At 69.5% G+C, this 24,246-nt stretch carries 20 protein-coding genes; all 20 read right to left on the reverse strand.

Going from position 1 to position 24,246, the window contains the following annotated elements; genetic code table 11:
• Window positions 1–11 precede the first annotated feature (11 nt).
• On the reverse strand, window positions 12–1,016 hold the full coding sequence (locus OG395_RS05025) for an ABC transporter permease (protein ID WP_327241780.1): 1,005 nt from the start codon (window positions 1,014–1,016) through the stop codon (window positions 12–14).
• A gap of 2 nt (window positions 1,017–1,018) precedes the next feature.
• A complete protein-coding gene (locus OG395_RS05030; protein WP_327241781.1) occupies window positions 1,019–2,557 on the reverse strand; it encodes a sugar ABC transporter ATP-binding protein in 1,539 nt (512 codons plus the stop codon).
• Between the two features lie 78 nt (window positions 2,558–2,635).
• Window positions 2,636–3,394: an enoyl-CoA hydratase/isomerase family protein gene (locus OG395_RS05035; protein ID WP_327241782.1), complete on the reverse strand. Its 759-nt coding sequence runs from the start codon at window positions 3,392–3,394 to the stop codon at window positions 2,636–2,638.
• A 73-nt stretch (window positions 3,395–3,467) separates the two neighbouring features.
• The gene (locus OG395_RS05040; RefSeq protein ID WP_327241783.1) at window positions 3,468–4,295 is read right to left on the reverse strand and encodes a mycofactocin-coupled SDR family oxidoreductase; all 828 of its coding nucleotides are present in this window, start codon (window positions 4,293–4,295) and stop codon (window positions 3,468–3,470) included.
• Between the two features lie 47 nt (window positions 4,296–4,342).
• Window positions 4,343–5,701, reverse strand: coding sequence for a sugar ABC transporter substrate-binding protein (locus OG395_RS05045; protein WP_327241784.1), 1,359 nt, complete (start codon window positions 5,699–5,701; stop codon window positions 4,343–4,345).
• Between the two features lie 90 nt (window positions 5,702–5,791).
• Entirely contained in the window at window positions 5,792–6,562 is a 771-nt protein-coding gene (locus tag OG395_RS05050; RefSeq protein WP_327241785.1) for an SDR family NAD(P)-dependent oxidoreductase, read from the reverse strand.
• A gap of 71 nt (window positions 6,563–6,633) precedes the next feature.
• A complete protein-coding gene (locus OG395_RS05055; protein WP_327241786.1) occupies window positions 6,634–8,079 on the reverse strand; it encodes an aldehyde dehydrogenase family protein in 1,446 nt (481 codons plus the stop codon).
• Between the two features lie 379 nt (window positions 8,080–8,458).
• A complete protein-coding gene (locus OG395_RS05060) occupies window positions 8,459–9,097 on the reverse strand; it encodes a CoA transferase subunit B (protein ID WP_327241787.1) in 639 nt (212 codons plus the stop codon).
• Window positions 9,081–9,887, reverse strand: coding sequence for a CoA transferase subunit A (locus tag OG395_RS05065; protein WP_327241788.1), 807 nt, complete (start codon window positions 9,885–9,887; stop codon window positions 9,081–9,083). The genes OG395_RS05060 and OG395_RS05065 overlap by 17 nt, the downstream gene beginning before the upstream one ends.
• Before the next feature lie 27 nt (window positions 9,888–9,914).
• Window positions 9,915–11,129, reverse strand: a complete 1,215-nt coding sequence (locus tag OG395_RS05070; protein ID WP_327241789.1) for an NAD(P)/FAD-dependent oxidoreductase — start codon at window positions 11,127–11,129, stop codon at window positions 9,915–9,917.
• A complete protein-coding gene (locus tag OG395_RS05075; protein ID WP_327241790.1) occupies window positions 11,130–12,032 on the reverse strand; it encodes an HpcH/HpaI aldolase/citrate lyase family protein in 903 nt (300 codons plus the stop codon).
• Window positions 12,033–12,034: 2 nt separating this feature from the next.
• Window positions 12,035–12,880 carry an alpha/beta fold hydrolase gene (locus OG395_RS05080; protein ID WP_327241791.1) on the reverse strand — a complete coding sequence of 282 codons (846 nt, stop codon included), beginning with the start codon at window positions 12,878–12,880 and terminating at the stop codon, window positions 12,035–12,037.
• 650 nt (window positions 12,881–13,530) lie between these two features.
• Window positions 13,531–16,434 (reverse strand): FAD-binding and (Fe-S)-binding domain-containing protein, encoded by a 2,904-nt coding sequence (locus OG395_RS05085; protein ID WP_327241792.1) that lies wholly within the window; start codon window positions 16,432–16,434, stop codon window positions 13,531–13,533.
• 62 nt (window positions 16,435–16,496) lie between these two features.
• On the reverse strand, window positions 16,497–17,726 hold the full coding sequence (gene lhgO / locus OG395_RS05090) for an L-2-hydroxyglutarate oxidase (protein ID WP_327241793.1): 1,230 nt from the start codon (window positions 17,724–17,726) through the stop codon (window positions 16,497–16,499).
• The gene (locus OG395_RS05095) at window positions 17,723–19,288 is read right to left on the reverse strand and encodes an aldehyde dehydrogenase family protein (RefSeq protein WP_327241794.1); all 1,566 of its coding nucleotides are present in this window, start codon (window positions 19,286–19,288) and stop codon (window positions 17,723–17,725) included. The genes lhgO and OG395_RS05095 overlap by 4 nt, the downstream gene beginning before the upstream one ends.
• A 375-nt stretch (window positions 19,289–19,663) precedes the next feature.
• Window positions 19,664–20,632, reverse strand: coding sequence for a ribokinase (locus OG395_RS05100; protein WP_327241795.1), 969 nt, complete (start codon window positions 20,630–20,632; stop codon window positions 19,664–19,666).
• Window positions 20,629–21,636, reverse strand: a complete 1,008-nt coding sequence (locus tag OG395_RS05105; RefSeq protein ID WP_327241796.1) for an acetamidase/formamidase family protein — start codon at window positions 21,634–21,636, stop codon at window positions 20,629–20,631. The genes OG395_RS05100 and OG395_RS05105 overlap by 4 nt, the downstream gene beginning before the upstream one ends.
• Window positions 21,633–22,436, reverse strand: coding sequence for an alpha/beta fold hydrolase (locus OG395_RS05110; protein ID WP_327241797.1), 804 nt, complete (start codon window positions 22,434–22,436; stop codon window positions 21,633–21,635). The genes OG395_RS05105 and OG395_RS05110 overlap by 4 nt, the downstream gene beginning before the upstream one ends.
• Entirely contained in the window at window positions 22,433–23,191 is a 759-nt protein-coding gene (locus OG395_RS05115; RefSeq protein WP_327241798.1) for a glutamine amidotransferase, read from the reverse strand. Before OG395_RS05115 ends, OG395_RS05110 begins: the two co-directional genes overlap by 4 nt.
• Before the next feature lie 71 nt (window positions 23,192–23,262).
• Window positions 23,263–24,210, reverse strand: a complete 948-nt coding sequence (locus OG395_RS05120; protein WP_327241799.1) for a nucleoside hydrolase — start codon at window positions 24,208–24,210, stop codon at window positions 23,263–23,265.
• Between the last annotated feature and the right edge of the window lie 36 nt (window positions 24,211–24,246).

Genomic DNA, 24,246 nt, shown 5'->3' on the forward strand with positions numbered 1-24,246 from the left:
GCGCCCCGCTGCTACTTGACGACGCCAGTCTCGGAGCGGCGCACGGTCACGACGACGGCCAGCAGGACGATCACGCCGAAGATGACGGTCTGGTAGTTCGGGTCCACATGGGTCAACGTCATGCCGTTGGTCACGATCCCCAGAACCAGGACGCCGACGATGGTCCGGCTCGGCCCGCCGCTGCCTCCGTTGAGAGCGGTGCCGCCCATCACGACCGCTGCGATCGCGTTCAAGAGGAACGAGTCACCCATCCCGGGCGACGAGCCGCTGCCCTGCCCGATGAGCATGAGACCGCCCACGCCGGCAAGCAGGCCCGACAGGCTGAAGAGCAGCAGCTTGGTCCGCTCCACGTTGAGGCCCGACAGACGGGCGACCCGCTCGTTGCCCCCGATCGCGTAGACATGACGCCCGAACGGGGTCCGGTACGCGAGAATCGAGACGATGACGAAGGCGATGACGGCCCACCAGATGATGTTGGGGATCCCCAGCACGTCGGAGTCATTGATCAAGCCGTCCAGAGTGGGGTTGGCCAGCATCTGGGAGGATCCTCCGGTGATACGGAGGGCGAGGCCGTTGAGGATGAAGAGCACCCCGAGCGTCGTCAGGAACGACGGCAGCTTGACGTAGGCGACCAGGAAGCCGTTCAGCAGGCCGCACAACAGGCCGATCGGCAGCGCCAGCCAGACCCCGTTGGGGTGCCCTTCGGTCGTCAGGTAGACCGCGATCGTTCCGGTCAGGGCCGCGACCCCGCCCACCGACAGGTCGATGCTGCCGGCCACGATCACGAGCGTGGAGGCACACGCTATGACCGCCAGCACGGCCGAGGAGCGCAGAATGGTGTTCAGGTTGTCCGCGGTCAGGAAGAGGTCGGTCTTCGCAGTGAAGTAGACAACCAGGGCGATCAGCAGGGCATAGGGCAGCAGCCGCGATCCCAGGACCTTGTACCAGGCATTCTTGTCGATGCGGCGGGGACCTGGTGGAGCCTCCACCGGGTTTCCGGTGAGTACCTTCGACACTTCTACACCATCCTCGCGACGATTTGCTCTTCGGTGAGCTCTCGGGATTCCTCGAGGCTCCATGTGTGCACCACTCGACCGTCACGCATCACCGCGACCCGGTCTCCCATACCGATCAGCTCACGCAGGTCGTCGCTGATCACCAGGATGGAGAAACCCTCGTCCGCGAGGTCCCGCAGGTGCCCGTAGATTTCCTGCCGGGCTCCGACGTCCACCCCGCGCGTGGGGTTGTCGAGTATCAGAACCCGCGCCCCCGAATGAGCCAGCCGGGCAAGCATCACCTTCTGCTGATTGCCACCGCTCAGCGACCCGACCTGGGTCTCCATGGAGGGGGCGGCGACGCGGTACCTCTCCATGGCCTCCGCGACCATGCGGCGTTCACGAGCCGTGTCGAGGAACGGGCCCCTGCGCACCTTCTGCAGACACGACCAGGTCATGTTCCAGCGGATGCTCTGCAGCAGGCTGACCCCTTCGGCGTGCCGGTCCAGTGGCCCGTACGCCACCTTCCCGGCCCGGGTCGCCGGGCGGCCGTTGGGCAGGCGGACACCCTTGACCCGGATCTCGCCGGTCGAGCGCAGGTCACCGGCGACGGCACGGGCGAGATGCGACTTGCCGCAGCCCGCGATCCCGCCGACGGCGAGGATCTCGCCCTCACGCACGTCGAGCGAGACGTCCACGAAGTCGCTGCCGGCGCCGAGGTCTTTCACACTGAGGAGGACTTCGCCGAACTCGGTGCGCTTGCGGTTCTCGAAATAGTGGTTCTCCTCGCGGTCCCGCCCGACCATCAGTCGGTACAGCTCGTCCTCACTCGTCTCGCTGACCTTGCGCTCGGCCACGAGCACGCCGTCCTTGAGTACGTAGACCCGGTCGCAGAGGTCGAGGATCTCGTTCAGCCGGTGGCTGACGAAGACGAAGGAAGCGCGGTCACGGCGGGACCGGATGTGCTTGTAGAGATCGATGACCTCGTCCTGGTTGAGCGAAGCCGTCGTCTCGTCGAGCAGGACGAGCGGCTTGGCCACGTCCAGGAGCTCGGCCACGGCGAAGGAGCGTGCGATCTCGACGAGTTGCCGAAGGTCCAACGGCAGGTCGGCGACCACGTCCCGCTCCCCGACCCTGCCCCGGAGCATGTCGTCCGCCTCGATCTGGTCACGGGCCGCCGCTCGCAGCTTGCGCTGCTGCAGGAGGCCGGACACCGTGAAGCGCCTTTCGTGACCCAGATAGAGGTTCTCCGCGACGGTGAGGTTGTCGATCAGTCCGCGGTCCTGGTGGGCCCGGAAGATTCCTGCCTCATTGGCCTTGGAGTAGCTCGACGGGTTGCACAGTTCGCCGCGGACGTGGATCTCACCGGAGCTCGGCTTCAGCGATCCGGAGAGGATGCTCAGCAACGTCGACTTGCCGGCTCCGTTCTCCCCGACGAGCCCGATGACTTCCCCCTCATCGATGTGCAGGGAGACATCTGTCAACGCTTTGACGCCTGGGAAGGCCATGGTGATACCGCGTGCTTGGAGTACAGGAGCGGCCGGAACGGTGCCCGTGCTCATTTGTCACCGCCCACCGGCTGCGGCGCTTCCACCGAGTAGCCACGCATATGCGTCTCCTATCAGTTCCTGGCAGCGTGATTACAAGTCGAGGGCGGCGAGCGCCTCGTGGGCCAGGCCGTAGCCGAGCTGGTCGTGCATGAGGCCCTTGATTCCTCGGGTCAGGACCTCACGCGTGTAGCGCAGGGCGAGGGTGTGCTTCTGCGCCATCTCGTTGGCGAGTGCGAGCGCACGGGGCAGCACCTGGTCAGCGGGCAGTACCTCGTCGACCACTCCGCCGGCCAGGGCCGCTGCCGCGTCCAGCTTCTGGCCGGTGAGCAGGAAGTACTTGGCGCGCTTGGGGCCGAGCGTGTAGAGCCATGCGATGTGCACGCCGTCACCCGGCACGATGCCGCCGGGGAAGTGCGGCGCGTCCTGGAAGAAGGTGGTGTCCGCCGCGATGACGATGTCCGACAGGATCGGGATCTCGGAGTGCTGGCTGACCGGACCGTTGACGGCGGCGATCACCGGGACCCGGATGCTCAGCAGGTTGTTGAGCAGGCGCTGTCCCTCGAAGACCGAGTTGTCCCAGTCGCTGGGGCCGTTGAGCACGAAGCTCGAGAAGTCGATCGCGTCGCAGAAGGCATCGCCCTCACCGGTGAGGACCACGACGCGGTTCTCCGGATCACAGGCGATGTCGGTGAAGGCGTAGGCGAGCTCGTCGTGGGCGGTGGTGTCCCAGACCAGCGAAGCGCCGGCGGTGTGCAGCGTGACCACGAGGACACCAGCATCGTTGCGCTCGAATCGGATGCGCTGGTACTTGTCTGCGTAGGCAGAGAGTCGTGGAGCAATCTTCGACATTCGCGTTCTTCCTGTCCTGTTCGTTTTCTTTCGTGTTCCAGGAGGCTGCCGCCGCGGCGGGGCCGGCGATGGATCAGCGGACCATGACGCCGGCGTCCACCGGCACCGCGAGTCCCGTCACGAACCGCGAGTCGTCCGAGGCAAGCCACGCGACCGCGGCGCTGATCTCCTTGGCGTCCATGAAGCCCCCGTCCAGCGGAAGCATCGGGGAGAAGGACCCCTTGAAGAGCAGGGTGTCGGGGTGGTCGCCCGTCAGAAGGGCCGGCCCTGTCTTGTCGCTGGTCAGCGGGGTGGATACCGGACCAGGGTTGACGGTGTTCACTCGGATGTTGTGCTCGGCCAGCTCCTGGGCGAGCACCGCGGCCAGGCCCTGCAGCCCGTGCTTGGACGCCGCGTACGCACCGGTGAAGGGCAGCCCCTTGATTCCCGAGACCGAGCTGATGATGATCACTGATCCGCCGTTACCACCCTCGACGATGCGCGGCGTGAATGCCTGGATCGTGTTGAAGGTGCCGGTCATGTTCACCGACATGACCTGGTCCCAGACCTCCTTGGGAGTCTCCAGAACGCGTCCGTAGGAACCCACGCCAGCGTTGGCGACGAGGATGTCGAGTGCGGGGAACTCCCCCGCCGAGTCCTCGACGACTTTATCGAGCGCGGCGCGGTCGCGGATGTCGGCCTTGGCGATGAAACAGCGCCGGCCGAGCGCCTCCACCTGCCGTGCGGTGTCCTTCAGAGCCTCCCATGACCCGAGGGGGTAAGCCACATCCAGGGCCTGCGCACACAGGTCGATGGCGATGATGTCGGCACCCTCGGAGGCGAGCCTCAGGCAGTGCGACCGCCCCTGGCCGTGCGCGGCCCCCGTCACCAGGGCGGTCTTGCCTGCAAGCCGCTTCTGCATTATGGAAATCCTCACTGTTCTCTGTGTTCGCGGGAACGGGTACCGGTTCAGATCAGACCGATCCGTTTGAAGGTGCCCAGAGCGCCTTCCTTGGTCTTGGCCTTGGCTCGCACGGAGGCGTACGGGTCGACGAAGCGCTTCTGCCAGTCGGCGTTGACCACGTCCAAGTCGCCCTTGTCCAGCGCCGCCTGGTAGGGGTCGGGCCAGCTGAAGTTCTTCGGACGCGGCGTGGGGTTGGTGCCGGGCTTGTCGCCCCACGCGAAGTTCGTGGGGTTCGAGACCAGACACTGGTGCGGCAGGATCCACTTGTCGCCTTGGAGGTGGCGCGACATCTTGGTGGCATCCCAGAGCAGGGGCGCGTCCGGACCGGTGATCTTATGCAGTTCAGCAGCCGCTTCCGGGGTGTCCACGATCACCGAGTCGGTGTCGATGAAGACCTCCAGCGGGTGGAACTTCACACCGTTGAGGAAGTCGTAGAGCCGGACCGCAGCAAGGACTCCGGAGAAGGCGATGAGGCCGGCCGACGTGGCCACGATGCGCTCCTCCTTCTGCATGCGCTGGAGGAAAGCGGGGTCACCGTCCATGCCGCAGACCAGAGCGGTGGTGTTCCGGGCCGCGTTCAGTGCCGCGAGGGCGCCGAGTGCCACACCGTCGTTGAGCGCCACGACGAACTTGACGTCCGGATAGGTCGGCAGCAGTGCTGCCAGTTGGGTCTGCGCCTTGGTGGTGTCCCAGTCCGTGTAGGCGTTGGCCACGACCTTCACATCGGGGAATTCCTTGAGCGCGAGGTTCACGCCGAACCTGCGCGCGGTCTCCGACAGGCCGCCCTTGGGGCCTCCGAGCAAAATGGCCTGTCCCTTGCCGCCGCCTCGCTCGAGCAGCAGCTTGGTGATGATGTAGGCCTCCTCCGCGAAGGGGCCGCCCACATTTCCGATGAAGTAGCCTTTGAACTTGGGGTCGTTGGGAGCGAACCAGGGCAGCCGGTTGGACAGGTTGCTGTGCGCGATCTTCGCGTCGGCGAGCACCTTGGTGTAGCGGTCCAGGGCGGCGTCCGCGACCAGGTAGGAGTGCACGCCCTTGACATTGAGCGAGGGGAAGAGCAGCTCCTGCGAGAACGCCTTCTGCATGTCACCGTCGTGTGAGGTGAACGTGTGCGCGCACTGGAGGGCCTTCGCCGACAGCTTGAAAGCCCGGTCGGTGGAGTCGAAGGCTGCCACGTTGGCGATGAGGTGATCCATCAGCATCGGGCCGGCGCCTGCGGATGCCGCCGCACCGCTGATCGTGGCATCACCTGCGCAGGCGGCGAGGGCGGGTATGCCTGCGAGGGCCATCCCCCCGAGTCCGGCGACCTGCAGGAAGTTACGACGCGAGAAATCGTTCGATGATGCTATTCGGTCCTTCGTCATGTGACCGTTTCCAGCTCTCTGCTTGGTATGGGTGTTGTGGGCGGTGGTGGATGTCCTTCGGCGGACGGGATCGCTCAGCGGATCTGCACGTCATCGCGCGACGAAGCCTCCGTCGACCGGCAGCGCGACACCGGTGATGAAGCTCGCCCGGTCACTTGCCAGGAAGAGGGCGGCCTGGGCGATCTCCTCGGGGCGTCCGCGGCGCCCCAGGGGTATGTCGTTGGTCACCCAGTTGTCGAGCCGCTCCTCGACGCCGTCCTGCTGCTCACGCGACCAGAACTTGGGCAGCATCGGGGTGTCGATCGGTCCCGGGCAGATCACATTGACGCGGATCTTCGGCGCCAGGGAGAGAGCGAGCGCCTTGGCGAGCATCACCACGCCGCCCTTGGACATCGAGTACAGGGGGGACAGGAAGGACCCGACGAGTCCGGCGGTCGACGCGGTGAAGAGAATCGACGCGGTGTGCTTGGACTCCTTGAGCAGCGGGATCGCCGCTTGCGCCGCGAAGTAGGCCCCGGTGAGATTGACGCCGGTCGAGAAGTCGTACTCCTCCTGGGTGACGTTGCTTCCCGTCGCACCCGGAGTCCCGGCGTTGGCATAGAGCACGTCCAGGCGGCCGAACTGGTCACCCACGGACTGGATGCACGCGGTGACGTGGTCGGGCTTGGTGACGTCCAGCACCTTCGCGACGGCCGAGCCGCCGCTCGCCTCGATCTCCTTGACGACCGCCTCGGCGCCCTCCTCGTTGATGTCGGACACGATCACGGTGGCCCCTTCGGAGGCCATCAGCAGGGCGCTGGCGCGCCCCATTCCGGACGCCGCACCGGTGATGAACGCGATCCGGCCTTCAAGTTCCTTCATTTTTTTCCCTGCTTCTGTTCGGGCATGGTTTTCGGATGGAGTGCAGTCGTCCCCCAGACGGCTGCGTCATGTCATTCGTGGACTTCGTAGGCGCGCAGTTCGACGTACTCGTCGAGGCTGTACTTGCCCCACTCACGGCCGATGCCCGTCTGCTTGAACCCGCCGTGCGGGCCGGCCGTGACATTGGCCAGGCAGTTGATCCCCACGCTTCCGGTTCGGATCCTGGCGGCGACGCGCCACGCCTTCTCGGTGTCCCGGCTCCAGACGGACGCATTGATGCCGTAGTCGGAGTCCTCGGTGATTCGGACGGCGTCGGCCTCGTCGTCAAAGGGAATGACCACGAGCACCGGCCCGAAGATCTCCTCCCTTGCGATCCGCATGCTGTTGTCGACATCGGAGAAGAGCGTGGGCTGGATGTGGAAGCCGACATCATGCGCCTGCGACGGCTGCCCACCGCAGACGAGGGTGGCTCCCTCCTGACGCCCGATCTCGATGTACTCGAGCACCCGCTTGTACTGGCTGCTGTTCGCGACGGGTCCGAGCCCGGTGGCGGGGTCCTCGGGTGCGCCGAGCGGAATCCGCTGCATCTGCTCCGCCACCCGTGCCACCACCTCGCGGTAGATACTCCGCTCGACCAGCAGCCTGGTCAGCTGGCCGCAGCCCTGCCCGGCGTGCCTGAGGTTTCCGGGCTCGCTTGCGAAGAACTTGTCCAGGTCGGCGTCCGCACAGACGATGTTGGCCGACTTGCCGCCGAGTTCAAGGACGACGTTCTTCACGGTGGCAGAAGCCAGCTCCATCACCCGCCGCCCGACAGACGTGCTGCCGGTGAAGCTGACCTTGTCCACGCGTGCGTCCCGGGCCAGTAGCTCGCCGACGTCGGCGCCCGCGCCAAGCAGAATGTTGAGGACGCCGGCAGGAAGCCCAGCCTCCTGGGCGGCCTGTGCCATCAGGGCCGAGTCCCACGATGTGGTCGGGTGCGGCTTGAGTACCACGGTGCAACCGACGGCGAGCGCGGGGAAGACCTTCTGGACGCTTGTCCGGAAGGGGTAGTTGAACGGCGTGATGGCGCCTATGACTCCCGCGGGGACCCGCTGCACCAGACGCAGCTTGCGTCGACCGACGGCCCCCGACATCGGCTGGCCGTCGACGACGTGGGACTCGACTTCCTCGAATGTCGCGGCCGTGTCGGCGTACTCGAAGGCGGCCTTGAGCGGAGCGTCCGTCTGCAGCCCCTGTGCGAGCGAACGCACGGCTCCGGCCTGGTGGATGGCAATCCCGACCAGCTCGTCGCGCCGGACCTGCAGACGGTCGGCGAAACGCCGGAGGATCTCGGCTCGCTCCGCGGGCTTCATCCGGGGCCAGGGGCCCTCGTCGAAGGCCCGTCGTGCCGCCGCGACCGCCCGCTCAGCCTCGTCGAGGGTGGCGCACGGGGTCTCGGCAACTGTCTGCTCTGTCCAGGGCGAGATAATCTCGAATGTACCTGTGCCAGCACTCAGTTCACCGTCGATCAGATGCATCAATCCGCGAACTGCAGTTGTTCGCACGGCAGTTGTTCCCTCCGGATCCGTTTTCATCTCTAACTCTCAGTCCTCTTCGGTGATTTACCGCGCTCTGGGGGTCGTCCCGCACAAGCAGAATGGGACATCCAGTACATGGCGGTGGACATTACTCGGATTCTTCATTTAGAACAATGGTCCGCAGATACTTACAAGGCCGATATCTTCGACAAAGGTCGGCCAGTGCCAGAATTCAGACGGGCATACCTGACCGGCCCATGCCGCATGGCGCAATGCCGAATGCGGGGGTTGTGTTGCACCCACGCACGGTGGGTTGTGTGCCGATGCTCAAATTCGCATCCGTCCCCAAGGGGCGCGAACGACTCAAGAAGGGGGTATGTCAGTCCAGGCGGACATCGAACGGCGCGCCGGTACGCTCCCGGACCTCCGCCTCGGTGACACCCACGGCAAGCTCTCGCAGTACAAGGGTGCGGTCGGCGATATCCATGACGCAAAGGTCGGTGATGATCCGGTGCACCACTTCCCTGCCGGTCAGCGGCAGGCTGCACTCATCGACGATCTTGAACTCCCCGCCCCTGGCGTTGTGCTCCATCAGCACGATCACCCTCCTGGCGCCGTGCACCAGGTCCATGGCGCCGCCCATACCCTTGACCATCCTGCCAGGGATCATCCAGTTGGCCAGATCGCCCCGGGCCGATACCTGCATGGCACCCAGAACGGCCGCGTCGACCTTCCCGCCTCTGATCATTGCGAAGGAGTCGGCAGAGTCGAAGAATGACGCTCCCCGGTGCAGTGTCACCGTTTCCTTGCCTGCATTGATCAGATCCGGATCCTCTTCGCCGACCCATGGGTACGGTCCGACTCCGAGTATTCCGTTCTCCGATTGAAGGACGATTTCCATATCGTCGGGGATATGGTTCGGAATCAGGGTCGGAAGTCCGATCCCAAGATTCACATAAGAGCCGTCAGTGAGTTCGCGTGCCGCACGGGACGCCATTTCATCACGCGTGAGTGCCATGTTCGGCAACCTTCCTCAGGGCTGGTCCGCGGACCATGAGACGCTCGATGTGCTTGTCGGCGGCCTGCTCCTCGGTGAGCGGAAGGACCCTGTGCACGTGGATGCCCGGCAGGTGAATCTCGTCCGGGGTCAGTCGGCCCGGTTCCACCAGCTCCTCGACCTCGGCAATGGTGAACCGGGCTGCCATCGCGCACAGCGGATTGAAATTGCGTGCGCTCTGACGGAAGACCAGATTGCCGTGGCGATCGCCCTTCCAGGCCCGCACCAGACCGAAGTCCGTAACGATGCCGTGCTCGAGGATGCTCTCCTGCTCCGTTCCGGCGACGCGGAAGGTCTTCGACTCCTTGGGAGGAGACGCCTTGATCACCGATCCGTCACGCCCGTAGAGCCAGGGCAAACCGCCCTTGGCCACGACGGTTCCGACACCCGTGGTGGTGTAGAAGCCCGGGATCCCGGAACCTCCCGCTCGCAGCCGCTCGGCGAGCGTCCCCTGCGGGGTGAGTTCCAATTCGAGTTCACCGGACAGGTACTGCCGTTCGAACTCCTTGTTCTCGCCCACATACGAGGCGATCACCCGGCGGATCCGCCCATCCCGAAGCAGGATTCCCAGGCCGAAGTCATCGACCCCGCAGTTGTTCGAAGCCACTTCGAGGTCGCTCACTCCGGCGGCGTGCAGCTCCCCGATGAGCACGCTCGGGATCCCGCAGAGTCCGAAGCCGCCGACCGACAGGAAGGCACCATCTCGGATTCCGGCTACCGCAGCCCGGGCATTGTCCACAACCTTGTCCACTATGTCTCCTCCCAGCACCCTTCGAAATCAGTGGCTCCGCTGCGGCGCGGTGACGGCCGTCAGCACCTCGTCCAGCGGGACGCCCTCCAACACCAAAGGGCGCTGCTTCATCACGACTGCGCCCGCGTTCCAGCCGGCAACGCAGACCAGTCGGCCCTCACGGCCGTATGCGACGAGCAGACGCTCATCGGTCTGCTCCAGGACGACGGCCTCGTCATGGCCTACGGTGGAGCCGATGCTCTGCAGCTTGACTCCGTACTGGTCGGACCAGAAGTAGGGGACACTGGCGAAGCCGTCCGGATCGTGCACCCCCAGCAGGCGGCGGGCCGCATAGGTGCCCTGTTCGATTGCGTTCGTCCAGTGCTCCACGCGCATCCGGCGGCCGTACCGCGGATTGATCCAGCTCGCGACATCGCCGGCCGCGACCACGCCGGCGACGCCGGGCACCGCGCAGGTCCGGTCACATGACACGCCCATGTGGAGGTCGATACCGGACCCCTCGAGCCAGCGCGTCGCCGGTGCCGAGCCGATGGCCACCAGGACCACGTCCGCGTCGAGTGACTCACCGGTGGACAGCACCACCGAGGCCACCCGGCCCGACGGGCCTGCGGCAAGTCCCTTGACGGTCACGTCGGTGATCAGCCGGACGCCGCGGTCGCGATGCCGCTGCGCGACATACTCACCGAACCCCCTGCCGAGCAGGCGGGCCAGCGGCTGCGGGGCCGCTTCCACCACGGTCACGTCCTTGCCGAGCCCCCGCGCCACCGAGGCCACCTCAAGGCCGATGAAGCCGCCTCCGATGATCACTACCCTGTGTGCCGTGTCGAGATCGGGACGCATGGCCTCCGAGTCCTCGAGGTCACGCAGCGTGTGTACGCCACCGATCGACGGGCCGAAGGGAGAAGGGCGTGCCTCGCAACCGGTCGCGATCACGAGTCCGTCGAACGGAAACGCCCTTGTCCCGGCTGCGGTTTTGATCAGGACCGTTCGCGACGCCGGGTCGAGGGCCGTCAGGGTCACACCCACGAAGCGCTCCACCTGGAGTTCCTCGGGCCACGGGATGGCGGCCTTCGCCCTGGTCGTGCGTCCGTCGAGCATGCCCTTGGATGTCTCGGGCCTGCGGTACGGCCCGCGGGGATCCCGATCGACGACCTGGATGGATCCGTCGAATCCGGAGAGCCTCAGCTCCCGGGCGGCGCTCAGACCGGCGTTGGCTCCGCCTGCGATGATGATGTTGCGCATCTACTTTTCTCCGTCACCGGGGTGCGCCGCCCGGGCCATCAGCCGGGCCGCCACGCGATAGTCGGGGAGGGTGATGACCCGTCCGTTGAGCACTGCTGCAGGGGCGCCTTGTTTCACGGCGTCCTCATAGCTGCCGCAGACCTCGCGTGCGGCCTCGACCTCGGAACCGGACGGTGTCATCACAGAGTTGATGACGGGGAGATGTGCCGGGGAGACGGCGATGCATGCCGTGTAGCCGGTGTCGGCCCAGACCCTGACGAACCGCTCGACTTTCTCCAGGTCCTTGTACTCCGGGATGAGGGACCCCCCGGTAAGGAAGAGTCCGTGTGCCGCGGCGGCGACCGAGATCGCGGCCCGCGCGAAGTGATTGGCCGGCCCGTACAGGTCGGCCCCGCTCTCGTCGAAGGCACGGGATCCGACGTCCGAGGCGTAGTCCACGTACCCGAAATGGAGTCCGTGGACACCCTCCGACCCCGCGATGGCATCGAGGTTCTGCACGGCGCGAGCGGTCTCGATCATCACATGCAGCCCGCGGGGGGCCCGGCCGGCTCGCAGGATCGCGGAGACCTCCGCGAGCTCCTCCGCCGTGTCAACCTTCGGGTAGCAGACCAGGAAGTCGCCCTCCGCTTCGGCAAGGGCCTCGAGGTCCGCTCGGCCCCAGAGCGTATCCAGGTTGTTCACCCGCACGATGACGTGCCGACCGCCGAAATGCTTCGGATCGCCCAGTTCCGCGATCACTCGCTCCCTCACAAGCGACTTGGTGGTCGGTGTCGCGGAGTCCTCCAGGTCGACCATGATCGCGTCCGCGGGCACCGTGGGCACCTTGGACCAGAACTTGTCGTTCAGGATCGGAACCTCGAGAACGCTGCGCATGCGCGCATAGAGCTCACGCCCGGTGGCCATGGTCACGCCTCCGCGGCGAGGAACTTGCCCAGCACACCGGTGAACTCCTCGGGAGCCTCACGCGGCACGTAGTGTCCGGTGTCGAACCAGCGCGTCGTCGCGTTGGGCATCGTCGCCAGCATCCTGTCGACAACGGCCTCGTCGAGGACGTTGCTGGTCCTGCCCACCATGAGCAACGTGGGCATGGTGAGCAGCCGGGACATCTCCCACAGGTACTTCACATCCGGCAGCGAAACCGATCCAGTGATCCACTGGACGTCGGGGTCAGCCTTGGGGACAAGCTTGCCCGCCCAGTTGCGTCGCAGCTGGTACTTCACGTGCAGATCGATGAAGTCCTCACGCCACTCGGGGTGGTGGCCCAGGTAGAACTCGCGGGCCTCCTTCTCGTTCCGAAAGCCCTTCAGGTTGGTTGTGGCCTGGATGAAGTCGCGCATCGCCACCGCGCCCGAGGGCGAGTTGGCAGGCCCCGCGTCGGAGAGGGCCAGACGGCGAACTGTCTCAGGCCGCTCCCCAGCGACCGCGATGGCGACTCGCACGCCGGCGGAGTGCCCAACCAGGTTGACCGGCCCGAGTCCAAGCGCGTCGATCAATCCGTGGACGTCACGGGCCATCGACCGCACCCGGTAGCCCGAACGCGCCCAATCACTGTCACCGTGGCCACGCATATCCATCGCGATCACATGAGGGTCCCCGGGCAGCTCTCGGATGATCGGATCCCAGGTGTGGCACTGAACGTTCAACCCGTGCAGCATCACCACGGGCTCGGCGGCCGGATTCCCCCACTCGGTGTAGTGGATGCGCAAGCCATCCAGTTCCAACCATCCGTCCTCGAACTCCCGCTGCGTCATGCGCTCAGCTCCTCAGCTCACATCGGTTAATCAGATTCGAATGATTCTTATCATGCTCATAGATTGCCGACAAGCATTCTGGCCTGGCACGTTTCCACGGCGGGCTGTCCGACTGCCCCAGCCGCGACACCGATGGAGTTGCTTACCGGCCAAGGCAACGAAGCAGCCAAGCCTTGCCACACAGGGCCGACGGTCGGAGGCGCCCGCTACTGATGTGGCCTTGGCGTTTGTAGTGGGAGCGGCGACTCGGGCCTGGCTGCGTCGTCGGAAGCGTGACCAGTGCAGATGGCGCTCGTTGCTGTGGCAGTGGCGCGTGACGACGATGTGGCCCATCAACCGGCGGATCTCTGGGGCACTGATGGATATGAGGTCTTGTTCGCGCCTTCTGTGGCGCGGATGGCGGTCAGGCGACGACAGCGCCGATCGCCGCATCGGCGTGAGCTGGCTGCTGCCACGGGTCATCGGGTTCTCCCGAGGGGCCCCGAGCCCGAGGGTGAACCGGCCGCCGGAGCCCCGATCACGGCGACTCCCCTGAGCCCGGAGGACGCCGACATCCGCGACCACATGCGCGTCGGCTTCCTCGGCCGAGGACGTGGCGCCCCGGCACCCCGGCGGTGGTGCCCGGGTGCCGGGGCGCCTCGGGTGCCCGGTCAGGGGACGGCGGGAGTGTCACCGGAGGCGGCCAGCAGTTCGGCCAGGTGGACCGGGGTGCGGTCGCCGAGCTGCTGGATCTGGGTCCGGCAGCTGAAACCGTCGGCCAGGACCACGGTGTCCGGGTCGGCGGCGCGCAACGCCGGCAGCAGGGCCTGTTCGGCGGCGGCCACCGAGACGTCGTAGTGCCCGCGCTCGAAGCCGAAGTTGCCGGCCAGTCCGCAACAGGCGGACGGCACCTCCGTGTTGTCCACGCCCGCGCGGCGCAGCAGCTCCGCGTCGGCGCCGGAGCCGCCGTCCGCATGCTGGTGGCAGTGCGTCTGGCTCAGGGATCGGGCGCCCACCTGCGGCGGAACGTAGTCCGGGGCCTCTTCGAGGAGGAACTCGGCGAAGGTCCGTACCCGGGCCGCGGTGGCGTGCGCCTGCGGGGTGTCCAGCAGGCGGGGCACGTCGGAGCGCAGCGCGGAGGTGCAGCTCGGCTCCAGTCCGACGACCGGCATGTCCGGCGCCGCGGACAGGGCCTCGACGGCCCGCCCGGCGACCTTGCGGGCCACGCCCAGCTGGCCGGTGGTCATCCAGGTCAGACCGCAGCACTGGGTGCCTGGCGGAACGTGGACCTCGAAGCCCGCCGACTCCAGTACCTGGACACCTGCCCGCAGCACCTCGGGGCTGAAGTGGTTGTTGAACGAGTCCACCCAGAGCATCACCGGGCCACGCTCCCCGCCGGTTTCCACCGCCCGGCGCGCGCGGAACCAGTTCAGGAACGTCCCCTCGGCGAAGGCCGGGATGGGCCGCTCTGGCGCGATGCCGCCCGCGCGCTTGATCAGCGGCGCCAGCCGGGACCGGGTGATGGCGTTGACCACGCGGGGTGCCACCGAGGCGGCCCGGGACCACAGTGGCAGCCAGCCCATCGAGTAGTGGGACAGCGGACGGATCCTGCGGCGGTAGTGGTGGTGCAGGAACTCGGCCTTGTACGAGGCCATGTCGACCCCGACAGGGCAGTCGGTGCTGCATCCCTTGCAGGAAAGACACAGGTCGAGCGCGTCGCGCACCTCGGTGGAACGCCACCCGTCGGTGATCACCTCGCCCTGTGCCATCTCGTACAGGAGCCGTGCCCGCCCCCGGGTGGAGTCGCGTTCGTCACGGGTGACGCGGTAGCTGGGGCACATCACCGAACCGCCGACCGCCGTGGTGCGGCACTTGCCGACGCCGACGCAGCGGCCGACGGCGCGCGCGAAGTCCCCGCCGTCCTCGGGGTAGGACAGGACGGTCTCCAGCAGGATCAGCGGTCGGTCCGGGTCCCGGCGTAGGTCGTGGTCGGCGCGCAGGGCGCGGACGATGATGCCGGGGTTCAGGCCGCCCGCGGGGTCCCAGGTGTCCTTGAACCTCTCGAACAGGGCCATGGTGGCGGGCTTGTGGACCAGGGGCAGGAACTCGGAGCGGGCCTGGCCGTCGCCGTGCTCGCCCGAGGGCGAGCCGCCGTGCGCGGCGACCAGGCGAGCGGCGTCGGCGAGGAAGGACCGGAAGACCGCGGTCCCCTCGCGGGTGGCGAAGTCGAAGTCGATACGGACGTGCAGGCAGCCCTCGCCGAAGTGCCCGTAGACCGCGCCACGCAGGCTGTGGCGGTCCATCAGTGCGTAGAACTCTCGGAGATAGGAGCCCAGTTGACCGGGCGGTACCGCGGCGTCCTCCCAGCCGGGCCAGGCCTCGGACCCGTCGGGGAGCCGGGTGGCCAGACCCGCCCCGTCCTCCCTGACCCGCCACAGGGAGCGCTGCCGGGCAGGGTCACCTGTGGTGCGGGAGTCGGTGAATCCGGTGGTACGGGCGGCGGCTTCGGCCAGGGCCTCCGCCTGGGCGAGCGCCTCCTCGGGGGTGTCGGCACCAACCTCGGCGAAGAGCCACGCGTTGCCGGTCGGCAGCTCCTCCACGGCCCGCTTGGCGTCGGCGCCGCGCACCATACCGGCCAGGGTGCGGTCCAGGCCCTCGAGCGCCATCGGCGCGTGCTCCAGCAGTGCCGGAACGGCGTCGGCGGCCTGGCAGGCGTCGGGGTAGCCGAGGACGGCGAGGGCCCGGTGGGCGGGCCGCTCGACCAGGGAGACGGTGGCGGACAGGATGACCGCGCACGTGCCCTCGGAGCCGACGAGGGCGCGGGCGAGGTTGAAACCGTTCTCCGGTAGCAAATGCTCCAGGGCGTAGCCGGACACCTGGCGCGGGAAGCGGCCCAGTTCGGTACGGAGCAGGGAGAGATTGCCCAGGGCCAGGTCACGGGCAGCGCCGAACAGCCGACCCCGTTCGCCGCCCTCGGCGACGGCGGCGTCGAGTTCGGTGCGGGTCGTCGGACCGACGGTCAGCACAGTGCCGCTGTAGGTGAGCACCTCCAGCTCCACGACGTTGTCGCTGGTGCGCCCCCAGGCCAGGGAGTGCGAGCCGCAGGCGTTGTTGCCAATCATGCCGCCGATGGTGCAGCGACTGTGGGTGGAGGGGTCCGGGCCGAAGAGCAGGCCGTACGGGGCCGCTGCGGCCTGGAGGTCGTCCAGGACGAGGCCGGGTTCCACCCGGGCGGTGCGGGACTCGGGGTCGAGGGCGAGGACCCGGTTGCAATGCCGGGAGAAGTCGAGGACGACTCCGGAGCCGACCGCCTGGCCCGATGTGCTGGTGCCGGCGCCGCGGTTGGTCACCGGTACGCTGTGCTCCCGGCAGGCCGCGACGGCGGCGACGACGTCCTCGCGGTCCCGGGGGAAGACCACGGCCAGGGGTGTGCGGCGGTAGTTGGAGGCGTCGGCGGAGTACTGCGCGAGGCGGCCGGCGTCGGCCGTCACCTCACCCCGCACGGTACGGCGCAGCGCGACGAGGACCTCGTCGCGCGTGCGGGGCGGAATGCTTGTGCCCGGTGTCCTGGCCATGTCGGAGGCCTTTCACTGGTTCGGTGCGGTGGTGACGCGGGTACGGGTGCGGGGCCGTCCGGTCAAGGAAGGGGCTCGTCCAGCCGGGCCGTGATGTGCTCGGCGATGGCCAGGCAGGACGTGGCCGCGGGCGACGGTGCGTTGCGTACGGCGGTGACACGGCCCGTGGTCTCGATGCGGAAGTCGTCGATGAGGGCGCCGTCCCGTCCGACCGCCTGTGCGCGGACCCCGGCCGGCACCCGCCGCAGGTCGGCGGCTTCGAGGGCGGGTACGTAGCGGCGTGCCTGTGCGGCGAACCGGCCGCGTGCCAGGGCGCCTGGCAGCTGGCGGGCGCCCGCCTTCCAATGGCGGCCGGCCATCCGCAAGGTGCCGGGCCACGACAGAGTCTCGGCGAGGTCCTTCAGCACGAGGTCCCGTCGCCGGTAGCCCTCCCTGGCGAGGGAAAGCAGGGCGTTGGGGCCCACGTCGACCGTGCCGTCGATCCGACGGGTCAGGTGGACGCCGAGGAACGGGTAGCGGGAGTCGGGCACCGGGTAGATGAGGCCCCGCACGAGTCCCGCGCGCTCCGGGACCAGCCGGTAGTACTCGCCTCGGAACGGAACGATCCGCGGGTCGGGCGATCCGCCGGCCAGGCGGGCGAGGCGGTCGCTGTGCAGCCCGCCGCAGAGGATCAGCCGGTCGGCCCGCAGTTCGGTGCTCCCCGGTCCGGTACCGGCCGGTTCCGCGCTCATCGGCCCGGTGGTCACCAGCACACCGGCGGCGTCCTGGCGCACGCCGTTCACGGCCCGGCCGGTGCGCACCTCGCCGCCCAGGTCACGGATGTCCCGCGCCAGAGCGAGGGCCACCTGCCGGAAGTCGATCACGGCGGTGTGCGGGGAGTGCAGCGCTGCCCGGCCCCGGGCCTCGGGCTCGATGTCGCGCAGGCCGTCCGGGCCCAGCAGTGTCAGGCCGGGCACCTGGTTGGCGCGGGCGGTCTCGTACAGCGGGCGCAGCCGGCGCTCCTCCTCCGCGTCGGCGGCGACCACCAGTTTCCCGGCCTCCTCGTACGGGATGCCGTGCTCGGCGGCGTACTCGCGCAGCAGCGACCCGCCGCGTCGGCACAGGGTCGCCTTCAGCGAACCCGGCGTGTAGTAGAGGCCCGCGTGCACTACACCGCTGTTGTGACCGGTCTGGTGGGCGGCCACCTCCGCCTCCTTCTCCAGGACGGTGACCTCGCAGCCCGGCCGGTCCAGCAGGAGGCGCCGTGCCACGGCCAGGCCAACGATTCCGGCACCGGCGATCGCGTATCTCATCGGTTCTTCCTTTCGGGGGAGGGCAGCGGGACTCCGTCCAGGCGGAAGGGCACGGCGTGTTCGCCCGCGCTGTCTCCTTCGTCGCCCGCCCGCAGCTCGTCGGGCAGGAATCCGGCCGGGACCCCCTGGTAGGCGACGGGGCGCAGCCAGCGGCCGATGGCGGCGGCGCCGACGCTGGTGGTACCGGAGGCGGTGGAGGCGGGGTAGCCGCCGCCGTGCTGGGTGGCCCAGCCGACGCGCAGACCGCAGGTGGCGTCGTTCCACACGACCCGGCCGGCGCCGGCGGCGAGCAGCGGCAGCACGGCGCGTGCGGTGTCCCCGTCGGCGTCGTCGGCGTGCAGGGCACACACCAAAGACGGGGCGAGGGCGGCGAGGGCGGCGGTCAGATCCTCGGTGTCCCGGTAGCGGACGACCAGCGCACAGGGGCCGAAGCACTCCTCGGACAAGGCGCTCCCGGGGTTCTCTCGCAGCGTGGCGGCGTCGGTGGTGAGCAGCACCGGCGGTACGGGGTCGAGACGGCCCCCCGCGCTGGGCTCGTCACGGGTCAGCACCCGGACGCCGGGAAGAGCGGCGCGGGCGGCGGTGCCGGCGACGTAGGCGGCGCAAATCGAGGAGTTGAGGAGGACCGGCCAGGCGGTCCCGGTGACCCGGGCCAGCAGCGCCTCCAGGACGGCGTCACCGTCGGCGTCCTTCGGCAGGAAGAGCAGCCCGGCCTTCGTGCACACCTGGCCGCCGCGGGTCAGAACGGAGTCGGCCAGCACGCGGGCCAGGTCGACGGGGCGGTTACGGGCCGCTCCGGGCAGCACGACGGCGGGGTTGACGCTGCCCAGTTCGCCGTAGAACGGGATCGGGGACGGCCGGGCGGCGCAGAGGTCGAACAGGGCGCGGCCGCCGCCGACGGAGCCGGTGAACCCGACGGCCGCGAGGTGCGGGGACCGTACGAGATCCGCGCCGGCCTCGAACCCCGACACCATGGTCACGACGTCGGCGGGCGCCCCCGCCCCGGTCGCGGCGCGGCGCAGGGTGTCCAGCACCAGCGCGCAGGTCCGCGGGTGGGAGGGGTGTTCCTTGGCGACGACCGGGCACCCGGCGGCGAGCGCCGAGGCGGTGTCACCGCCCGCTACGCCGTACGCGAAGGGGAAGTTGCTGGCGCCGAAGACGGCAACCGGGCCCAGCGGCACCAGCCAGCGGCGCACCGGGGGGAAGGCGGTGCCGTCCGCGCTGCGGGCGTCGACGGTTACACCGAGGTAGGAGCCCTCGTCGAGGACACGGCCGAACAGCCGGAGCTGATCAGCGGTGCGGGCGACCTCGGCGAGCAGAGCAGGGACGCCGAGCGCGGTCTCCTCGTCAGCGGTGGCGGCCAGCCGCTCGCGGTCCGCCCACAGGGCGTCCGCCATGGCCGCCAGCAGACGGCCCCGGCCGGCCCGCCCGAGGGCCGCAAGCACCGGGGCGGTGCGGGCGGCGCGGGTGGTGGCCTCGGTGACCTCGTACAGGCCGTCGGCGGTGGTGTCTTCCGGCAGGCCGGGATTCGTGGCCGCCTCGATTGCCGTTGTTGTACTCACGTGTGCCTCACAAAGTCTGTCGGAACGCTGTTCGGTTGCCGGCGAGGTCGTGGCCGGTCTCCCGCCCCGCCGGGCCCTTCATCCGGCCCGCTGCCTCCGGCCGAAGGCCGGTGCCGGGCGAGCGGGCGGCCGAGGGGGCCCTTGTCGTTCAGGGCCCCGCCCGGAGAAGCCCCCGCCCACCCGGCCGCGGGGGCAGGCAGCCCTTCTAGACCGGCCGGGCGCCCAGGAGGGCGGACCGGGCAGCCCTCCGGGCCGGCGGCCCCGTACACCCCTGCCCCGACCGGCCGGGCGACCCGGGCCAAGGGATCCACGGCGGCCAGGCACCCTGCCGGAGCACCGGACGTACTCCTGCACGCCGACACCACAGCCACAACGTCAGCGTGCCACCGGGGCCGGTGGTCCGGCCGTCTCCGGCAGGCCGGCCTGTTCCCGCGTCGGCATCGCCGCCTGGGCCCCGCTGTGCTGGACGCTGTATCCGGCCGCCCGGACCGCGAGGGCCGCCGCCTCGCGCAGGGTGCGCCCCTCGGCGAGCGCACCCGCCAAGGCGCCGCAGAAGCAGTCACCCGCGCCCGTGGTGTCCACCGCGCGCACCACCGGCGGAGCGAGCACCAGGGTGCCCTCCTCGTCGACGACGAGGGCGCCGTCGCCGCCGAGCGTCACCACCACGCGCGGGCAGGGCAGCCGCAGGGCCAGCTCCGCGGCCTCCTCGGCGGTCCGTGGCACCGGGGCTCCGCAGAGCTGGGCCAGCTCGACCCGGTTGGGGACCAGCACGTCGATGTGCGGCCACAGCTCCTCGGGGACCTCGGCGGCCGGGGCGGGGTTGAGCACGAAGGTGCCGACGGTGAGCCGGGCCGCCTCGACCACGGCGTCCATCGGTATCTCCAGCTGGGCGACCACGACGGCGGCCCCGGCGACCGTGCCGCCGTGGGCCCGTACGGTGTCCGGGCCCACGCGGGTGTTGGCGCCGGGCGAGACCACGATGCAGTTCTCGCCGTGCGGGTCCACCAGCACCACGGCCTGGCCGGTCGCGGTGTCCGCGCCGGTCAGTCCGGTGACGTCGATGCCCTCCGCGGCCAGGTCCTGCCGCAGCCGCTCGCCAGCCGGGTCGGTGCCCACCGCGCCGACCAGCGCAACACGGTGGCCGAGGCGGGCCAGCGCCACGGCCTGGTTGGCTCCCTTGCCGCCGCCGAGTACGGCCGGCGGGCCGCCCAGTACGGTCTCTCCCGGAGCGGGAAGCCGGACCGTCTCGATGCGGTGGTCGGCGTTGACGCTGCCGACGACGACCACGCACGGACCTGCGGAGGCGACGGAGTCCGCCGTACCGGCGGACAAGGAGCCGCTCATCGGTCCTCCCCCGGGTGGCGCAGCCGGTCGTGCAGTCCCGACATCAGCCGGGGAGCGCCGGGCAGCAGCGCCTTGGGCAGGGCGACGGTCACGGTGTACGACGGGTTGACCAGGTTCCCGAGGCGGGTCGTGCAGCCCTGGGACACCAGCTGGTAGGCATCGGCCCGCGGCAGTCCGCAGGCCGTGGCGACCCAGAGCACCAGCGTGTTCAGAGCGACCTTCACGGCCTCCTCCAGCGGCCGGCCGCAGCCGATGGCGATGATCTCGTCGTCGGTCTCCAGCCGGGGCCAGTCGAAACCCTCGGCGTCCGGGTGCGCGGCGGCGAGCACCCCCGCCCGCAACCGGGTGCGCATCGCGCCCTCGACCGCCGTACCGGCGAACTCGCCGTCTCCCTGGGCGTAGTGGCCGTCGCCGATGCTGAGCAGCGCGCCGTCTGTGTTGGCCTTCAGATAGAGGGTGGCACCGGCGGCCACGGCGGGGATGTCGAGGTTGCCGCCGTAGGCGTCGGGCACGGTGCTGGTGCGGACCTCGCCGTGCGCGGGGGCGACGGCGACGGTGCCGTGGAAGGGGCGCAGCGGTACCTGGAGCCGCCGCCCGTCCTCGGTGGTGGTCGCTACCGTGCCGGACTCCGGGTCGGTCCGCCAGATCCAGACCTGTTCCCCGGTCTCCGGCTGGAGGTTGGGGCTGTTGCGGGTGCCGGACAGGGCTCCGAAGCCCGGGGACAGGGTGGACACACCCCAGGTGCGGGCCGGTTCCAGCGCGGCCAGGTGCACCGCGACGATGTCACCGCCGCGTACCCCGGACAACTCCACCGGGCCGGTGAGCGGGTTGACCCGGGGGAAGGGCGCGACCTCGCGGGGCTTGTCGGTGACGGCGGTGATCCGGCCGGAGAAGCAGTCCTCGGTGAAGACCTCGAACTCTTCCCACAGCGGGACCGTCACGTACGCGGGCCGGCCGCCGACGGTGAAGGCGTAGTCCTCCGGCCCGGGTTCAATACGGATCATCGTCCGGCCGCCCTTCGGTGTAGCCGGACGACCAGCGCGGTAAAGGCACCGAGGTCGTCGCGGTGGATGCTGTGTCCGGCCTTCTCCACGGTGACGACGGAGTCCGGTCCGACGGCGGCGACGAGCGCGGCTGCGTCCTCGGCGGGCACGAATCGGCTGGTGCCGGGAAGCAGCCAGGCGGTGGGCTGCCGGGCTGCGATCAGAGCCGCCGCCGGGCGCTGGTCCCAGGGGGCGTTCCCGGCGAAGGCCGCACGCGCCCCGTCCCAGCGGACCTGTTCCAGGCTGAGGATCTTGCCGGCGGCGTCCTTGCGGCTCCAGCCGGGGTTGAGCTCCAGCGTGCCCTCGATGGTTCGGGGCAGGTTCAGCCGGTCCCACTCCAGCATGTCGGTGGGGGTCTCCGGGTCCGGCTGATGCGAGACGGGGTCCTCCAGCAGCAGGGCACCCGGACGGAAGATCCCGCGCAGGACCCCTTCTTGCGCGAGGTAGCCGCCGAAGGAGTGGCCGACCAGGACGTCCATGTCGGCGGGGAGCACCTGCCGCAGGTCTGCCAGCAGGGTGGCGGTGTCGTACCCGCTGTCGGGCCGGGGGCTCTCGCCGTGTCCGCGCAGCTCCGGTGCCAGGACGTGGAAGCCGAGCTCCGCGAGGCGGGGGCCGACATCGGTCCAGGAGGCGGCGTTGGAGGTGATGCCGTGCAGGCAGACGACCAGCGGGTCGCCGGGCCTGCCCCAGGAGGCCCGGTTCAGCCAGACGGTCTCCGGACCGGCGCCCGGTCCGGGGGTGACGGGCGTCGTCGGCGTCATCGGTCGACCCCCGCCGCCCAGGAGACCATACCGTCCCACAGCGGGCCGTAACCCTTCCAGTCTGTGAAGGCCGGCGGGGCCCAGTGCGGGCCGCAGTCGGAGGTGAAGGCGACGGAGCGGCCCTTGCCGTAGGACCAGGTGGCGACCAGCGGGTCGCCACCTGCGGAGACCACCACGTCGGCCTCGGGGCGGGCGACGACGGCGTTGTAGCCGAGCAGGTGCGGCCATGCGTCGGGGACGCCGGCGATGGACGGGTGGCCGGCCAACTCCACCTTGGGCTCGACACCCGCCGGGTTCTCGGCGCGGTCGTCGTAGGGGTGCATCGTGATGGGCAGCGCCTCTTCCACCGGCGTACCCGCGTAACGGGCCTTGGCGTCGACCCCCTGGAAGGTGAGGTAGCCGCCGACCATGATCAGCCCACCGCCGTCACGGACCCAGTCACGGAGCACAGCAAGCCGGTCCGGACGCGCCACCGACCTGGTGAACGTCTCCGGGTGCAGTAGCAGCGTGTTCGCGCCCACGTCGCTGATGATGACGCAGTCGTACGCGGACAGCTCTTTGGCGGTGGAGGGGAAGTCGGTGGCGGCGACGTGCGCGGGTTGGTATGTGACATCCCAGCCGGCTGCCTCCAGCGCGTCCCGCAGCCAGCGGACGCCCTCCGCGTACTCCGTGGTGGTGAAGCTGTCGAAGCCCTTCTGGTGGATGCTGTGGACGGTCCAGGACTCGCCTGCTATCAGTACGGACTTGCGGCTCATTGTGGTGGCTCCTCGGTGCGTGACCCCGGGTGCGGCCGGGGCGGGGTGGGCAGTGGTCGGGGGACGGCGGCTCAGGCGGCGGCCGGGACGGGCAGCCGGGCCAGCGCGTCGGTGAGAGCGGCGTGCACCCGGGGCGCGTCCAGCCGGACGACGACTCTGGTACGGGCCTCCAGCTCGGAGCGCCCGCCGAGGTCGATGACCGTACGGCCGTACGTGTGCCTGCCGTCGAGTTCGACATCGACGCGCACGGTGCGGGTCTCGCCCAGCGACGGGTCGGCGGCGTAGAGCACGGCGCACGGGTCGTGCAGCGGCACGGGGACGGGCCCGAACGGGCCGGGGCGGTGGATCCCGCGCATCGAGGCAAGCAGCTCCGAGGCGAGCGGGACGCAGGCGGCGGGGCCGGCCGCGATCCGCTCGACGAGCGCGTCGTCCACGGGCACGGCGCCGGTGGCCTCGACCGGCAGCAGCGTGACCGGAACCTCACTGCCGAGCACGACGGCGGCGGCCTCGGGGTCGCACCAGACGTTGAACTCCGCTGCCGCAGTCTTCCCGCCCAGGCCCCAGGCGCCACCCAGGCTGACGATCCGGCCGATGTTCCGCCCGGTGGCGGGGTCCCGGCGCAGCGCGGACGCGATGTTGGTGAGCGGGCCGGTGGTGACGATGGTCAAGCCGGGGTTCTCCCGCGCAGTGTCGATGATCAGGTCGACGGAGTGGCGCGGGTCGGGAGCGACGGCCGGAAGGTCGTCGCGGAGGCGGTCCAGGCCGCTTTCGAGGTCGAGAACGCCGGCCAGCACTTGGTCGCGGACGAGGGGCAGCTCGCTGCCCCGGGCGACGGGGACGCCGTCGGCGCCTGCGGCGTGCAACGCCACGGCGGCGTTGTGCGTGGTCCGCGCGGCGGGCAGGTGGCCGGCCAGCGTGGTGACGGCGAGCAGGTCGAGCCCGGGGTGGCCGACGGCGGCGAGGATGGCCAGCGCGGTGTCGTTGCCGGGATCGCAGTCGTACAGGAGGGGGACAGCCATGACGGGTGGTGCCTTTCTGGGCGGCGGCGCGCCGGA

It is taken from the genome of Streptomyces sp. NBC_01320 (assembly GCF_035974375.1).
GTDB lineage: Bacteria > Actinomycetota > Actinomycetes > Streptomycetales > Streptomycetaceae > Streptomyces > Streptomyces yanii.